Source organism: Streptomyces sp. NPDC002018 (assembly GCF_042890865.1).
Taxonomy (GTDB): Bacteria; Actinomycetota; Actinomycetes; order Streptomycetales; family Streptomycetaceae; genus Streptomyces.
This window is the reverse complement of record NZ_JBIASO010000012.1, coordinates 119,692-134,753: the sequence shown is the minus strand read 5'-3', so window position 1 is coordinate 134,753 and position 15,062 is coordinate 119,692. Positions and strand designations below refer to the sequence as shown.

Below are 15,062 nucleotides of genomic sequence, written 5' to 3'. Positions count from 1 at the left end.
GCGTCTCCTCGCATACGTATACGGGTGGGATACGTACGGGGGAGGGATGCATCCGGATGACCCGTCCACGGGACGGCACATCCACGGGACGACACGTCCACGGGACGACGGCGCACACCCGGCGCCGGCGCCCCCTCCCCGTACAGGCGAACGGGGTGGCGGGCCGTCGGCGGCCCGCCACCCCGTGGGGCACAGCGTACGGATCAGGCCTCGGCGCCCTCGGCGGCGCCCTCGCCCTCACCCTCGGCGGCCGGCTCCTCGGCCTGCGCCGACAGCACCTGGAGGACCACCGCGTCCTCGTCGATGACCAGCGTCGTGCCCGACGGCAGCGGGATGTCCTTCGCCAGCACCGACGCACCGGCGGCCAGGCCCTCGATGGAGACCGTCACGGACTCCGGGATGTGCGTGGCCTCGGCCTCGACGGTCAGCGTGGAGAGCACGTGCTCCAGCAGGTTGGCGCCCGGCGCCAGCTCACCCTCGGTGTGCACGGCGACCTCGACGCTGACCTTCTCGCCGGACTTCACCGCGAGCAGGTCGACGTGCTCGATGAAGCCCTTGAGCGCGTTGCGCTGCACGGCCTTCGGGATCACCAGCTCCTTGCGGCCCTCGATGTCCAGACCGATCAGCGCGTTCGCGGTCTTCAGCGCCATCATCAGGTCGTGACCCGGCAGGGTGACATGGACGGTGTCGGCGCCGTGGCCGTAGATGACACCGGGAACCTTGTTGGCGCGACGGGTACGGCGGGCGGCGCCCTTGCCGAACTCGGTACGGACCTCGGCGCTGATCTTCACTTCAGCCATGGCTGCACTCCTCGTAGTAATGAGCGGAAGGTGACCGGAATCGGCCGTCACCCGGCCACGACAGGCCTGCTACGAAGAGCGCGTCGATAACGGACCGCCGCACCGTGAAACAGTGCGGCCTCCCTCGCCGAGCAACTCCGTGAGTCTACCCGGCGGGGAGGCCGCCCCAGAAATCGATCTACCGCCACCGCACCGCCACCGCGCTCCACGGGACCGGCGGCCCCGCCAGGCACGGGCGGAACACGCGCAGGGACGTTACGCCAGCTCCGCGAGACGCTACGCCTGCTCCTCGAAGAGACTCGTCACAGAACCGTCCTCGAAGACCTCACGGACAGCGCGCGCGATCGTCGGCGCGATCGACAGAACCGTGATCTTGTCCAGATCCAGATTGCCCGGATCCGGCAGCGAATTCGTGAACACGAACTCGCTCACCTGCGAATTCTTCAACCGGTCGGCCGCCGGACCCGACAGCACGCCATGCGTCGCCGTCACTATCACGTCCTCCGCGCCATGCGCGAACAAGGCGTCCGCCGCGGCGCAGATCGTGCCACCCGTGTCGATCATGTCGTCGACCAGGACACAGACCCGGCCCTCCACATTGCCGACCACCTCGTGGACCGTCACCTGATTCGCGACATCCTTGTCACGCCGCTTGTGGACGATCGCCAGCGGCGCGCCCAGCCGGTCGCACCAGCGGTCCGCGACCCGCACCCGGCCCGCGTCCGGCGACACCACCGTCAGCTTCGAACGGTCCACCTTCCCCGCCACATAGTCCGCGAGGACCGGCAGCGCGAAGAGATGGTCCACCGGACCGTCGAAGAAGCCCTGGATCTGGTCCGTGTGCAGATCCACCGTCAGAATCCGGTCGGCACCCGCCGTCTTCATCAGATCCGCCACCAGCCTGGCCGAAATCGGCTCCCGGCCCCGGTGCTTCTTGTCCTGGCGGGCATACCCGTAGAAGGGCACGATCACCGTGATGCTCCGGGCCGAAGCCCGCTTCAGCGCGTCGATCATGATGAGCTGCTCCATGATCCACTTATTGATCGGAGCCGTGTGGCTCTGGATCAGAAAGCAGTCCGCACCGCGCGCCGACTCCTGGTACCGGACATAGATCTCACCATTGGCGAAATCAAATGCCTTGGTGGGAACGATCCCCACACCCAGTTGATGGGCTACCTCCTCGGCCAGCTCGGGGTGGGCGCGGCCGGAAAAGAGCATCAGCTTCTTCTCGCCGGTCGTCTTGATCCCGGTCACAGCACTGTCTCCTCAGACGTGTTGACGGCCGCTGCACCCGCGCGTACCTGCGAGCCAGCCGAATCGTGCAGATATCACGGTACGCCGTGATCGGCGCACCTGTTTCCGGTCAGCTTTCACTCTCGGCGCTCCCCGGCGCCGTACGAGCCGCCTCGGCCGCCTGAGCGGCGGCACTCCCCGGACGCTTCCGGGCCACCCAGCCCTCGATATTCCGCTGCTGGCCCCGGGCGACAGCCAGCGAACCGGCCGGCACATCCTTCGTGATCACCGACCCGGCCGCCGTGTACACACCGTCCCCGACCGTGACGGGCGCCACAAACATGTTGTCCGAACCCGTACGGCAGTGGGACCCGATCGTCGTGTGGTGCTTGCGCTCCCCGTCATAGTTCACGAAGACGCTCGCGGCGCCGATGTTCGTGTACTCGCCGATCGTCGCATCCCCCACATACGACAGATGCGGCACCTTCGAACCCTCACCGATCGTCGCGTTCTTCATCTCCACATACGTACCGGCCTTCGCCCTCACCCCGAGCCGGGTACCCGGCCGCAGATAGGCGTACGGGCCGACCGTCGCGGCCTCACCCACCACCGCGCCGTCCGCCACCGTGTTGTCCAGCCGCGCGCCCGCGCCGACCTGCGTGTCCCGCAGCCGCGAATGCGGCCCCACCTCGGCACCCTCCGCCAGATGCGTGGACCCCAGGAGCTGCGTACCCGGATGCACCACCACGTCCGGCTCGAACGTGACCGACACATCCACGAACACCGACGCCGGGTCGATCACCGTCACCCCCGCCAGCATCGCCCGCTCCAGCAGTCGCTCGTTCAGCAGCCGGCGCGCCTGCGCGAGCTGCACCCGGTTGTTGATCCCCAGGATCTCCCGGTGATCGACCGCGACCGACGCGCCCACCCGGTGCCCGGCCTCCCTCATGATCCCCAGCACATCGGTGAGGTACTCCTCGCCCTGGCTGTTGTCCGTGCTGACCTTCCCGAGCGCGTCCGCGAGAAGCCGGCCGTCGAACGCGAACACCCCCGAGTTGATCTCCCGGATCGCGCGCTGCGCGTCGCTGGCGTCCTTGTGCTCCACGATCGCCGTGACCGCGCCGCTCGCGCCGTCCCGGACGATCCGCCCGTACCCGGTCGAGTCCGGGACCTCGGCGGTCAGCACGGTGACGGCGTTGCCGTCGGCGGCATGCGTCCCGGCCAGCGCCGCGAGGGTCGCGCCGGTCAGCAGCGGGGTGTCGCCGCAGACGACGACCACGGTCCCGTCGGGCGTGCCCCCCAGCTCGTCGAGGGCGATCCGCACGGCGTGCCCGGTACCGTTCTGCTCGGCCTGATAGGCGGTGCGCACGCCTTCGTACGCGGCGGAGAGATGCCCCTCGACCTGCTCCCGCGCGTGCCCGACGACGACGACGAGCTGCTCGGGCTCCAGCTCACGGGCCGCGGACACGACATGTCCGACGAGCGAGCGCCCGCAGACCTCATGCAGGACCTTGGGGGTCTTCGACTTCATGCGGGTCCCTTCACCCGCTGCGAGGACGACGACGGCTGCCGGGCGGTTGGCGCTCACGGGAATGCCCTTCGGCTTTCGGGTGGTGGACAACCGCAGGATACCGGGGGGTTTCGGCGCGGAAACGAGGACGGGTCCCGACCGGCGAGGTCAGGACCCGAACTGAGGACTCGTGCGCCAGGCTCCCCCGCAAGGATTCGAACCTTGACCTGCCAAGACCAAAACTTGGTGTGCTGCCTGATTACACCACGGGGGACCGGCCGGCGATTTGGCTACGGCGCCGGTTCAGCACCAGACACTATGCCGTACCAGGCACCTTCCACGCGACGATAGAGATCGGCGCTCTTCGTGACGTAGATGACGAGGCACCCCCTGTATGCCTCTGCGGTGTTCTTCCTTGTCGTCTTCGGGTTGTGCTTTTTGAGCGTGGTCTTCTGGAGGCCGGAAGGGGCGATGCCGGCCAGATCGGCCCAGAAGTGCTCGGCGTCGGGAACGTCGGCCGACTCGTGGATGCTCACCCGGAAACGCAGCCGCTCACGCGGGATCCCCAGGAGATCGAGCCAGCGCAGGTACAACCTGATCACGTTGGGGTCGCTGTTGATGAACTGGAGCACTTCGCACCGGCGGTACGGCTTGTCCTTGGTTCCTTCGGCCCAGTACAGGGTGACGCCGGCGATGAACAGTTCCCGATCGGAGAGCTGCCCGACCTCCTCGCGGGCTACGCGCTTCGTCTCCTGTCGTTCCTTGTCCTGGGCTGCGCGCAAGTGGGCCAGTCCCGCGTTCATGCGGGCGTGCCGCTCCTCGACCGTGTATTGGGGCTCCGGCTTCGGGAGGTCTCGTACCCACAGGGAGATCGAGCTTTTCGAGCAGCCCAGCTCAAGCTGTATCCGGTCGTACGTGTGGCCCTCCAGGCGTAGTTCGCGCGCTTTCTCCCGGAGGTCGTCCTTCGCGTTGGGGCGTTTGGTCCACTCTGGTGCCGGTTCGCCCTTGACCAGGCGACTCAGGATGTCGTTGTTCCGGATCTTCAATCGGTCGCGGATCTGTCGCAGGCTGAGGCCTTCGCGGCGCAGTGCCACCGCCTGTTTCCGGAGTGCCTCGAAGTCGGCATATGTGCCATGTGTCGCTGTCATATGGGTGATCATCGTCTGGAATCCGGGTGTCCGGTTCGGCTGTGGGAGTGGTTCACGCGTTCGAGGTATTGGCGTCTGTTTCTGGTGTGGCCGGTCGCGTTCTGTGGTGGGGCGGTCGCCGGAAATTGGGATGCGGGCGCCCGTAGGGTGGGAGACATGACCACAACGGGGGCACATCAGGACGCCGCGGGAGTGACTCCCCGCGGTGTGTGGTGGTGGGGGCGGTGGCGGAGCGCCGTGCTGGATGTGGGGCTGGCGCTGGTGTCGGCGCTGGAGTGCGCGCTGGAGGGGATCAGGTTCGCGGACACCGCCGGGCTGCCGGTGCCGATGGGGGTGCTGTTCGGGCTGCTCGCCGGGGCGGTGCTGCTGGTGCGGCGGCGGTGGCCGTTCGCGGTGGTGCTCGTCTCGATCGCGATCACGCCCGCGGAGATGGGCTATCTGATGGGGCTGGTCGGGCTGTACACGCTCGCCGCCTCGGAGACGCCGCGCAGGATCATCGGCGCGCTGGCCGGGATGTCGCTCGTCGGGACGCTGATCGTGACGTTCGTACGGACCCGGCAGAACGTGGTCGACACGGCGTTCGACTCGGCGCGCTGGTATGTGCCCGTGGTCGCGGTTCTGATGTCGGTGGGGCTGACCGCGCCGCCGGTGCTGTTCGGGCTCTATGTGGGGGCGAGACGGCGGCTGATGGAGAGCCTGCGGGAGCGGGCGGACAGTCTGGAGCAGGAGCTTTCGCTGCTCGCCGACCGGGCGGAGCAGCGGGCGGAGTGGGCGCGTACGGAGGAGCGGACGCGGATCGCCCGGGAGATGCATGACGTGGTGGCGCACCGGGTGAGTCTGATGGTGGTGCACGCGGCGGCGTTGCAGGCGGTGGCGTTGAAGGATCCGTCGAAGGCGGTGAAGAACGCCGCGCTGGTGGGGGACATGGGGCGGCAGGCGCTGACGGAGCTGCGGGAGATGCTCGGGGTGCTGCGGGCGGGGGAGCAGGTGGCGGCGCGCAAGGCGGCGGATGTGCCGGCGGGGGAGGTGTTCTCGGCGGCGGTTCCGCTGGCGGCGGTGGGGCGTGCGGCGGCGGCGGCGGCCGCGGCGGCGGCTGCCGGGGACGGTCCCGGTATGGGGGACATAGAGGCGTTGGTGGGCCAGTCCCGGGACACGGGGATGGTGGTGGAGCTTTCGGTGCAGGGGGAGTCGCGTGCGTATGCGCCGGAGGTGGAGCAGACGGCGTACCGGGTGGTGCAGGAGGCGCTGACGAATGTGCTGAAGCACGCGGCGGGCGCGAAGGTGATGGTCCGGCTGGCGCACCGGGAGTCGGAGGTCGCGATGCAGGTGGAGAACGGGCCTTCGGACGGTGGCGCGCAGGACGCGGGGCTGCCGAGTGGCGGCAATGGTCTGGTGGGGATGCGGGAGCGGGTGCTGGCGCTGGGCGGGGTGTTCGTGTCGGGGGAGACGGACGCGGGGGGTTTCCGGGTGTCGGCGGTGCTGCCGGACCGCGCGCCGGCGTAGGGGGTTTCCGCGTAGGGGCTCTCCGGGCTCTCCGGGCGCTCCGGGAACGCTCCGCGGGTTGCCGGGTTGCCGGGTTGCCGGGTTGCCGGGTCGCCGGGCGGAGGGCCCCGGGCGGGGGCCCCGGGGGCGGGTGTCAGCCGGAGGTCAGCCGGGCGGGTTCCAGGCCGGTGAGCAGGATGCCGAGTGCCTGGTCGAGGTCCGGTCCCAGATACCAGTCGCCGGTGTGGTCGATGCTGAAGACGCGTCCGGTGCTGTCGATGGCGAGGACCGCCTGCCCGTCGTTCTCCTCGCCGAGGGGGCTGATCTCGGTGTCCAGGGACCGTCCGAGGTCGGCGAGGGTGCGGGCGAGGTGGAGGCCGGCGAGGGGGTCGATCCGTACGGTGGCGGGGGCGATCTGCCGGCCGGGCCCGGGGGCGCTGAGGCGCAGTCCGCCGAACTCGGCCCAGGCCTCGACGGCGGCGGGGAAGACGCTGAGCCGGTGTCCGGCGGGTGTGGTGTGGGCGCGCAGGGCGTCGGCCCACTCCTCGGCCTGCCGTATGTCCCAGCGTCCGGGCTGCCAGCCGGCCTCGCGGAGCGCGGCGTCGACGGGGACGGGGAAGCGGGTGGTGTCGAGGTCGCGCATGCTCAGCCGTTCTGGGTGGGGTCGAAGGGGCGTACGCCGAAGTGCGCGAGCAGTGCCGAGCAGGAGCGGCAGGGCGGGGCGTAGCTGCCGTGCTGGGGGTCGCCGTCCTCGCGGATGCGACGGGCCGTCAGTTTGGAGTGTTTGAGGGTGCGGCGTGCCTCGCTGTGGGTGAGGGGTTTTCGCCGGGCCCGTTTGGAGCGGTCGGCCTCGGCCGCGGTGAGGTGGCGGGAGAGCAGGATCGCTTCGGGACAGCGTCCGGTGAAACGTTCCCGTTGTCCGCTGGTGAGGGTGTCGAGGAAGTCCTGTACGAGCGGGTGGAGGGTGGGCGGCTGGTCGCCCTTGCCTCCGGTGCAGGTGAGGGTGGTCCGGCCGCGTACGGAGAGCGCGGCGCCGACGGCGGGCAGGATGCCGTCGCGGCGCCTGTGGAGTACGGGCGGACGGTGTGGTGCGGTGCTGCTCCAGCCGAGGCGTGGGTCGCCGGATGCGTCTGTCGGTGCCGTGTGCAAGTGCTGTCCCCTCCCCGCGCCCGCGGCTGGTAGCCGCTGGTGTCACGCCCCCCGATTGTGTGGACAGCCTGCCAAATGTGCCGGGCGGTCGGGAAGCTGGGGCGTGAATCATGGCGTGGCGTCGGCGCTGGGTCACCCTTGCGTGACCGTTGGTCACCGGTGAGGGGGCGTGGACGAGGGCCCTGGCGGGAGCCGGGACGATGATCGGACCGGCCCTGTGGAGGAGCGTCGGATCCCCTCTTGTCCCACCGCATAGGCTGTGCGGCATCAGGGCTGTGGAACCAGCCGGAAGCAGCAGGGGGCAACCGCCATGACGACAGGTCGGCTCGGGCAGCAAGCCGCGCCACCGAACGCGGCCTACGCCGGGCAGGTCGTGCATTTCCCGGATCCGGTCCGGGCCTCCCGGCATCCCAGAGGGGTGCGGGTGGATGACGCCGGCTATCCGGATTTCACGCCGTACGCGCGCGCGGCGGCGGAGATAGCCGAGCCGCCCGAGGGGTTCGGCGTGGACGAGCTGCGGCTCACGGACTATGTGTCGGCCAATGCCGCGCTGCACGCCGCCGGGCATGAGCTGTGGGACACGATCCCCTCGGTGGCGACTCCGCACGGCTGGACGTGGCATCATCTGCCGGCTTCGCGCCGGCTGGTGCTGGTGCCGGTCGAGGTGAAGGCGCTGCTGCGGCATCACGGCGGGCTCGCGACGACCGCGGTGGACCATGTGAAGCGGGGCACGCGTCCGCTCCAGGAGACCCGGCCGGTCCATGTCGGGCTGCCGAAGGGCGTGGTGTCGGTCAGTGAGCAGCAGCTCCTGGGCGTCGAGGAGGATCTCGGCTACCGGCTGCCGGGCGCGTACCGCGCGTTCCTGAAGGCGGCGGGCGGCTGTGCGCCGGTGGGCGCGGCGCTCGATCCGGCGCTGGGGCTGCTGGTGGACCAGCCGTTCTTCACGGTGCGTGAGGAGGCCGCGGTCAATGACCTGGTGTATGTCAACAAGTGCCTGCGGGACCATCTGACCAAGGATTATCTGGGTGTTGCCTTTGTCCAGGGCGGCATTCTCGCGGTGAAGGTGCGGGGCGACCGGGTGGGTTCGGTCTGGTTCTGCGCGTACGACGACGCCAGGGACCGGGACGGCTGGAGCGTGCAGGAGCGGGTGGAGCGGCTGCTGTTGCCGTGCGGTGAGGACTTCGACGCCTTTCTGCTGAGGCTGGCGGGCAGTCCGCCGGAGCTGGAGACCGTGGCGAACCTGATGGTGGACGGTGGCTTCGCGCGCGCCGTCCCGGTGGAGGGGTGAGCGCGATGGTGACCTTCGCGCAGGCGCAGGAGCGCGCGGAAGAGTGGGTCAACGGCGATGTGCCCGGCTATCAGCACCGGGAGGTGCGGGTCAGGGAGTTCGAGCTGGGTTTCGTGGTGTGGGCGGAGGACCGTGAGTCCGGGCCCACGTCGGACGGCGGCCGGCAGCGGCTGGTGATCGCGCGGGACAGCGGTGAGGCCACGTTGTGGCCGGGGCTGCCGGTGGGTGAGGTGATCCGCCGGTACGAGGAGGAGTACGGCGTGCCGGAGGCGCCGCCGGCCGCGCCGGAGCCGCCGCAGCGCATCGATCTGCATCAGACGTCGTTCCTGTTGAGCCCGCCGGAGTGGCTCCAGGACGCGGCGGACCGGCGGGGGGTTCCTGATCCTTCCTCGGCGCCTGCCGCGTCGGCCGCTCAGGGCGCTCCCGCCGCGTCGCCGGCCGGCTCGTCGGCTCCGGTCCCGCCGTCGTCGCCGTTCTCCTCGCAGGGGGGCGGTGTGCCCGCCCCGCCGTCGGCCGTGCCCACCGGGGCGACGCCCTGGGCCGGGACGGACACCAATGCCTCCGGTTCGGCCGACGACGGTTCCGTGCCGCTGCCCGCGACGGTGTTCGCGCCGCCGCTGTCGGGTTCGGACGACGACGACACCCCGCCGCCGTTCGTGGCGGCCGACGCGCCGACCGCGCTGATGTCGGGCGGCAGTCAACTGCCGCCCACGGCGGTGAGTCCGGCGCTCGGCAGGGGTGGTGCCGGGTCCGGGGCGGACAGCGCCGGCGCGGCGGCGGCACGGGCGGCGGCCGCGCCGCGTGGCGCGGAGGCCGGTGACGCGGAGACTCTGCCGCCGTCGTCGGGGCCGGGGGCGCCCGGCGCCCCCGCCGGGGGCTATCTGCCTACGCAGTTGGTCTCGCACATCGGTCCCGGGGGCCCCCGGCCGGCCGGTCCGCCCACTCCTCCCGGCTCGTCCCCCTCTGCCGGTGCTCCCGGTGCTCCTGTTCCGCCCGGTGCTCCTGGGGGGCCGGGGACGCCGCCCGGTGGGGCGCACCTGGCTGAGACGATGCTCGCCGAGCCGGGGCCGACGGGGCCCGGAGCCGTGTCGCCGCCGGGTCCGCCGGTGCCTCCTGGCCCCCCGGGACCTCCCGGGGCGCCCGGTACGCCTCCCGGCGGGGCGCCGCACGCGGCGACGATGCTCGCCGACCCGGGCCAGGGCGGTCCGGGCACGCCACGGCCTCCGGGTCCGCCCGGCGTCCCGGCCGCTCCCGCGCAGCCGCCGGGTCCTCCCGGCCCGCCCGGTGTGCCCGGTGCGCCGTCCGGCGGGGCGCATCTCGCCGAGACGATGCTCGCGGGACACGGCCAGGGCGGCCCCGTACCGCCGCCGGCTCCGCAGCCGCCCGGTCCCCCTGGTCCGCCCGGCCCTCCCGGTCCGCCCGGAGTCCTTGGCGTACCACCCGGTGCGCCCGGCGCCGTCCCGCCGTCGGCCCAGCCGCCCGCGTACGGCTATCCGCAGCAGCCGCCCGGTCCGCCGACCGTCGGCCCCGGCTATCAGGCCGTGCTGCGCTATCGCGCGCCCGACGGCTCGGAGGCCCAGCTCATCCGGCGCTCCGCGCCCGGCACCCCGCACCCCGAGTGGCAGATCCTGCACGAGCTGCGCGCGCTGAACGTGCCGCCGCAGCAGGTGCTCGAACTGCACACGGAGCTGGAGTCGTGCGAGCTGCCCGGCGGGTACTGCGCGCGGATGATCCGGGAGACCTGGCCGCAGGTGCGGATCACCAGCGTCGCCCCGTACGGCCAGGATCACGCGAGCCGGCAGCAGGGCATGCGGCATCTGCTGACCCACCAGGGCGAGTTGCACCAGGTCGCGGACGGTCCCGCGCGGCCCGCGCCGGTCCGTGCGCCGCTGCCCCAGATGGCGCCGGCGCTGCCGGTCCCGCCGGAGGGGATCGCGCAGGAGCTGATGGGGGCGTTCGGTCCGCAGGGCATCTGCCGGTTCGACCAGCGGGCGGTGTCCCGTCAGGGCGTGCCCGAGATCGTGGCGCGCACCCTGGTGTGGGCGGGGCTGCCGGCCGACTTCGGTCCGTTCTTCTGGGCGCAGCCTCCGCAGCCGGTGGTGCCGACGCTGGCCGAGCTGGCCGCGCAGCGGCAGGTGCCCGCGGCGCCGGACGCGGGGTCGTATCTGGTGGTGGGCAGTGACTTCGGGCGCGCGCTCTGTGTCCAGTACGGCACGGCGCACATCATGGCGGTGCCGGTGGAGGCGGGGCCCGGCGGGCAGTCGGTGCCGCCGCAGTTCGTGAACACCGGACTGCCGGAGTTCACCCGGTCGTTGGCGCTGCTGGGCCGGATGTGGCGGCTGCGCTTCGGGCTCAACCCGGAGCAGGCGGGCCGCTGGACGGTCGACTTCCAGGCGCAGCTCGTGTCGCTGGACGCGGCGGCGCTGTCCTCGCCTGAGAACTGGTGGTCGGTGCTGCTGGAGCAGATGTGGGACGGGCTGCTCTGAGGTCCGTCCGTCCGAGTGGCGCGGCGCGCTTGCCGCGCGCCGCGCCGCCTCCTGCGGCTCAGGTGTGCCCGTGTCCGGCTCAGGTGTGCCCGTGGCTCACGGGAAGCTGAGCGTGCGGGCGAACAGGGTGACGAGGATCAGCACCACGGGGAAGCACACCAGGAACATGGCGAACGTGTAGCCCATGATGTCGCGGGCCTTGAGGCCGAGGATGGTCAGGGTGGGCAGCATCCAGAAAGGCTGGAGCAGATTGGCGCTGGCCTCGCCGAGGTCGTAGACCACGACCACCCAGCCCTGGTGGACCTGGAGTTGGTTGGCCGCGTCCAGGACGTAGGGGGCCTCGATGACCCATTTGCTGCCGCCGCTGGGCACGAAGACGCCGAGGACGGCGCTGTAGACGGCGATGAGGGCAGGGTAGAAGAACTCGTTCGAGACCGACACCAGCCAGCCGGCGATGGTCTTGCTCAGTCCGGTGAAGGCGATCATCCCGAAGATCCCGCCGTACAGCGGGAACTGGAGCAGTACGCCCGAGGCCGCCGGGGCTCCGTCCTTGACGGCCTGGGCCAGGCGCACCGGCCGCCAGTGCAGGATGAGCGCCAGCAGGATGAGGATGAGGTTGACGGTGTTCAGGTCGAGGGCGTTGAGGGCGCTGCCCTCCGCGCGGGCGAAGTGCCGTGCGAGGTACCAGACTCCGAGGGCGAACAGCAGGATCGCGAAGACGGGGCTGTACTCGATCCACTCGCCGGGCCGGCCGCGGCGCGGCCCCGGGCGGTCCTTCCCGACGCTGGGGCCCAGGTCGATACCGAGCTGTTCGGCCGTCTTGGCGCGCTCCGGTGAGGGGGAGAGGAACCAGGCCATGCCGACGGCGATGACGAAGATGATCGCGGTGGCGACGATGCCCTGCCACAGGAAGATGGTCTCGGTCAGCGGGATGAGACCGCTGCCGCGTCCCTCCTTGATGACCTCCTGGACGGCGGGCGGGCTCGACGCGGCGCTGGCCACCTGGAGGGCGGCGGAGCCGGACAGGCCCTGGGCCCAGACGGTGCCGAGTCCGAGGAAGGCCATCGCGCCCAGGGCCCGGTAGTCCACACCGCTGACCCTGCGCGCTATCTCCTTGGCGAGGATGGCCGTGAAGATCAGGCTGAACGCCCAGTTCAGATAGGACGTGACCATGGCGACCGCCGCGGTGAACGCGACGGCTCCGCGCGGGGTGCGGGGCACGAGCGCGATCCTGGCGATCAGGCGGCCGACCGGCGGGGAGACCGCGACTGCGTATCCGGCGATAATGATCATCGCCATTTGCAGGGTGAAGGTGATGAGGGACCAGAATCCCTGGCCCCACGCGTCCACCAGTCCGTATCCGGTCGTCGCCGCCGGATCCGACGGGGCGCCGACCAGGCTCTCGCCCGTCACCAGGCCGAGCGCGAGGACCGCGAAGGTGCCGACCAGGACGAAGCCCAGCGCGTCGGGCAGCCATTTCTCGGAGAAGGCCGTGAAGCGCAGTGCCATGCGCGCCGGCCAGGGCTCCCGGCCCGTCGTTGGCGTTGGCGTTGGCGTTGGCGACGGCGGCGTCGGCTCCGGCTCCTGCGGGGGTGACGTGGTCATGGGGGTTGTCCTCCCTGTCGGGTTCCTGGGGACCGGGGGCGGGCCCAGGGGTGCGGTGCCGAGGATCTTCGGGCGCGGGTGACGGGAGCACAAGGGAGCGGTGCCACACAGACCCCGGCCCGTCGCTGTGGACGGTCCACTCCCGGAGGTACGTGCGACACCGCGGTATGCCCCGGAGGCGCGGCTGCCCCGCGGCCCGGACGCGTACACGCCTCACGACCTGGCCCGCCGTGGGGGCGCCGGGCTCGGCCGGCCGTGCGGGGCCGGGGTCGGCCGGACAGGGCCCGGGGGCGCCGGGCTCAGTCGGTGTCCTTCTCCGCGATGACCGGGAAGCGTTTCGGGGCCAGGACGAGCAGGACGAGGAGGGCCAGCGCCGCCGCGAGCGCCGCGCCCAGATAGACACGGTCGACCGCCGCGTCCACCGCCCGGCGCAGATACTCCGCGGCTTCGGCGGTGAGCGCCGCCGGGTTCTCCAGGGCGTGGGAGACCGAGTCCAGGTCGCGGGGGAGTCCGGGGGAGGGCGGATCGGCGAGACGGGAGGCGAGCACCGCGTTGGCCACGGCGCCGAACACGGCGGCGCCCACGCTCTGTCCGACCTGGCGGCAGAAGAGGATGGACGCGGTCGCCGTGCCCCGCTCCGACCAGCCGACCGTGGCCTGCACCCCGATGATCAGCGGAAGCTGGAAGAGCCCGAGCGCGCAGCCGAGCAGCAGCATGATCAGCGCCGGCTGCCAGGCCTGCCCGGGAAAGGGGAGAAGGGGGAAGGCGAGCAGGATCAGCAGGGCGAGGGAGATCCCGATGACGGCGGTCTGGCGGAAACCGACGCGGTTGTAGACCCGGTTGGAGAGGGCGGCGCTGACCGGCCAGCTCAGGGTCATCGCCGAGAGGACGAAGCCGGCGGCGATCGGCCCCAGGCCGAGCACGGACTGCGCGTAGGTCGGGAGGAAGACGGTCGGGGCGACCATCAGCAGTCCGAGTGCGCCGAGCGCCAGATTGACGGCCGCGATGGTACGGCGGCGCCACACCCAGCCGGGGATGATCGGTTCCGCGGCCCGCCGTTCGATGACGACCGTGACCGCGGCGAGGACCGCGCTGCCGCCGAAGAAGGCCAGGGAGGGCGCGGAGAGCCAGGGCCAGGCGACTCCGCCCTGGACGAGCGCGGTGAGCAGGAGCGCCCCGGTGGCGAAGACACCGAGCGCGCCCGCCCAGTCGATCCGGTGGCGGAGCGAACGGCCGGCGCGCGCGCCCGACGTGACCGGCACCGACACCGGTCCCGACACGCGTACCGATCCCGATCCCGATCCCGAACCCGAACCTGATTCCGGACCCGGCCCCGATCCCGGACCCGGTTCCGCAGCGGGCGCGGGCGCGGGCGCCGGTGCCGTACGGCCCGGTTCGCGCAGATATCTGATCACCAGCCAGAGCGCCACGGCACCCACCGGCAGATTGATCAGAAAGATCCAGCGCCAGTCCGCGTAGCCCGCGAGCAGTCCGCCCAGGGCCGGTCCCGCCACCGAGGACGTCGCCCAGACCGTCGACAGCTTGGCCTGGATCCTGGGCCGTTCCTTGAGCGGGTAGAGATCGGCGGCGATGGTCTGCACCGTGCCCTGGAGCGCGCCGCCGCCCAGGCCCTGGACCACCCGGAACGCGATCAGGGAGGCCATGCTCCACGCGGTGGCGCAGAGCAGCGAGCCGACGAGGAAGAGGATGATGCCCGCGATCAGCACGGGCTTGCGGCCGAAGGTGTCGGAGAGCTTTCCGTACACCGGCAGGGTGACCGTCACGGCGAGCAGATAGCCGGAGAACAGCCAGGAGAAGACGGCGAATCCGCCGAGGTCGCCCACGATCTGGGGCACCGCCGTGGAGACGATGGTGCCGTCGAGGGCGGCGAGCGCCATGCCCAGCATCAGGGCGGCGACGACCGGGCCCCGCCCGCGTTCGCGCGGTCCGGGGGACGGTCTTGGGGGTGGGGGCGGGTTCGGCCCCGGCGGCGGACCTGATCCCGCCGACGGGGCCGCGGGTATCGCCTCGGTACGTCCGGTGTCCTCGGTACTCTCGCCGGCGCCGCTCACGGGATCCCTTCCCTATGCATGTATCTGGTCGGGGACACCTTCTCACCCGGACCTCGCGCGGCGGCAGGGCGCGGCCCGCCCACGGCCCTCGCCCGGCCCTCGCCCGGCGCCCGCCCGCAGGCCCGCTCACGACCGGCTCACGGCCCGCTCACGGCCCGCTCACGGTCTGTACCCGGGGCCCTGTCCGGGGGCTCCGACCAGGGTCTCCACCCGGGGTCTCCTTCCCGGGACGGAGACCCCTAGGGGGTTCTCCTTACTTCTGTCCAGGGGCGGTTCGTCCCGGTGGAGG

At 71.6% G+C, this 15,062-nt stretch carries 11 protein-coding genes and 1 tRNA gene; 3 read left to right on the top strand and 9 right to left on the bottom strand.

Annotated elements, in window-relative coordinates; translation table 11 throughout:
* Positions 1 to 203: 203 nt before the first annotated feature.
* The 5 genes from ACFYYH_RS21210 to ACFYYH_RS21190 all read right to left on the bottom strand — a co-directional run bounded on the left by ACFYYH_RS21210 (position 204) and on the right by ACFYYH_RS21190 (position 4,691).
* Entirely contained in the window at positions 204 to 800 is a 597-nt protein-coding gene (locus tag ACFYYH_RS21210; protein ID WP_388553147.1) for a 50S ribosomal protein L25/general stress protein Ctc, read from the bottom strand.
* A 276-nt stretch (positions 801 to 1,076) separates the two neighbouring features.
* Complete coding sequence (locus ACFYYH_RS21205) at positions 1,077 to 2,054, bottom strand: ribose-phosphate diphosphokinase (protein WP_388553144.1); 978 nt, start codon at positions 2,052 to 2,054, stop codon at positions 1,077 to 1,079.
* 109 nt (positions 2,055 to 2,163) lie between these two features.
* A complete protein-coding gene (gene glmU, locus ACFYYH_RS21200) occupies positions 2,164 to 3,621 on the bottom strand; it encodes a bifunctional UDP-N-acetylglucosamine diphosphorylase/glucosamine-1-phosphate N-acetyltransferase GlmU (protein WP_388553141.1) in 1,458 nt (485 codons plus the stop codon).
* 122 nt (positions 3,622 to 3,743) lie between these two features.
* A tRNA-Gln gene (locus ACFYYH_RS21195) sits at positions 3,744 to 3,817 on the bottom strand.
* 16 nt (positions 3,818 to 3,833) lie between these two features.
* Positions 3,834 to 4,691, bottom strand: a complete 858-nt coding sequence (locus ACFYYH_RS21190; RefSeq protein ID WP_388553138.1) for a hypothetical protein — start codon at positions 4,689 to 4,691, stop codon at positions 3,834 to 3,836.
* A gap of 156 nt (positions 4,692 to 4,847) precedes the next feature.
* Here ACFYYH_RS21190 and ACFYYH_RS21185 point away from each other — a divergent pair, with 156 nt between their 5' ends.
* Positions 4,848 to 6,194 (top strand): sensor histidine kinase, encoded by a 1,347-nt coding sequence (locus tag ACFYYH_RS21185; RefSeq protein WP_388553135.1) that lies wholly within the window; start codon positions 4,848 to 4,850, stop codon positions 6,192 to 6,194.
* 133 nt (positions 6,195 to 6,327) lie between these two features.
* Here the strand turns inward: ACFYYH_RS21185 and ACFYYH_RS21180 are convergent, their stop codons facing one another.
* A complete protein-coding gene (locus tag ACFYYH_RS21180) occupies positions 6,328 to 6,816 on the bottom strand; it encodes an SUKH-3 domain-containing protein (RefSeq protein WP_388553133.1) in 489 nt (162 codons plus the stop codon).
* Between the two features lie 2 nt (positions 6,817 to 6,818).
* A complete protein-coding gene (locus ACFYYH_RS21175) occupies positions 6,819 to 7,322 on the bottom strand; it encodes a YwqJ-related putative deaminase (RefSeq protein ID WP_388553130.1) in 504 nt (167 codons plus the stop codon).
* Positions 7,323 to 7,632: 310 nt separating this feature from the next.
* On the opposite strand from ACFYYH_RS21175, the gene ACFYYH_RS21170 reads away from it, so the two are divergent.
* A complete protein-coding gene (locus ACFYYH_RS21170; protein ID WP_388553127.1) occupies positions 7,633 to 8,610 on the top strand; it encodes an SMI1/KNR4 family protein in 978 nt (325 codons plus the stop codon).
* A gap of 5 nt (positions 8,611 to 8,615) precedes the next feature.
* Positions 8,616 to 11,096, top strand: a complete 2,481-nt coding sequence (locus ACFYYH_RS21165; RefSeq protein WP_388553459.1) for an SUKH-4 family immunity protein — start codon at positions 8,616 to 8,618, stop codon at positions 11,094 to 11,096.
* A gap of 96 nt (positions 11,097 to 11,192) precedes the next feature.
* On the opposite strand, the gene ACFYYH_RS21160 is transcribed toward ACFYYH_RS21165, so the two are convergent.
* Together ACFYYH_RS21160 and ACFYYH_RS21155 are read right to left on the bottom strand one after the other, a co-directional pair.
* Positions 11,193 to 12,605, bottom strand: coding sequence for a short-chain fatty acid transporter (locus tag ACFYYH_RS21160; RefSeq protein WP_388553124.1), 1,413 nt, complete (start codon positions 12,603 to 12,605; stop codon positions 11,193 to 11,195).
* Between the two features lie 395 nt (positions 12,606 to 13,000).
* On the bottom strand, positions 13,001 to 14,608 hold the full coding sequence (locus ACFYYH_RS21155; protein ID WP_388553456.1) for an MFS transporter: 1,608 nt from the start codon (positions 14,606 to 14,608) through the stop codon (positions 13,001 to 13,003).
* Positions 14,609 to 15,062 lie beyond the last annotated feature (454 nt).

Excerpts from the sequence above, each read along its gene's own strand:
- ACFYYH_RS21210 (WP_388553147.1), bottom strand. The coding sequence starts at position 800 with ATGGCTGAAGTGAAGATCAGCGCCGAGGTCCGTACCGAGTTCGGCAAG.
- ACFYYH_RS21190 (WP_388553138.1), bottom strand. The coding sequence starts at position 4,691 with ATGACAGCGACACATGGCACATATGCCGACTTCGAGGCACTCCGGAAA.
- ACFYYH_RS21185 (WP_388553135.1), top strand. The coding sequence starts at position 4,848 with ATGACCACAACGGGGGCACATCAGGACGCCGCGGGAGTGACTCCCCGC.
- ACFYYH_RS21180 (WP_388553133.1), bottom strand. The coding sequence starts at position 6,816 with ATGCGCGACCTCGACACCACCCGCTTCCCCGTCCCCGTCGACGCCGCG.
- ACFYYH_RS21170 (WP_388553127.1), top strand. The coding sequence starts at position 7,633 with ATGACGACAGGTCGGCTCGGGCAGCAAGCCGCGCCACCGAACGCGGCC.
- ACFYYH_RS21165 (WP_388553459.1), top strand. The coding sequence starts at position 8,616 with ATGGTGACCTTCGCGCAGGCGCAGGAGCGCGCGGAAGAGTGGGTCAAC.
- ACFYYH_RS21160 (WP_388553124.1), bottom strand. The coding sequence starts at position 12,605 with ATGGCACTGCGCTTCACGGCCTTCTCCGAGAAATGGCTGCCCGACGCG.
- ACFYYH_RS21155 (WP_388553456.1), bottom strand. The coding sequence starts at position 14,608 with ATGCTGGGCATGGCGCTCGCCGCCCTCGACGGCACCATCGTCTCCACG.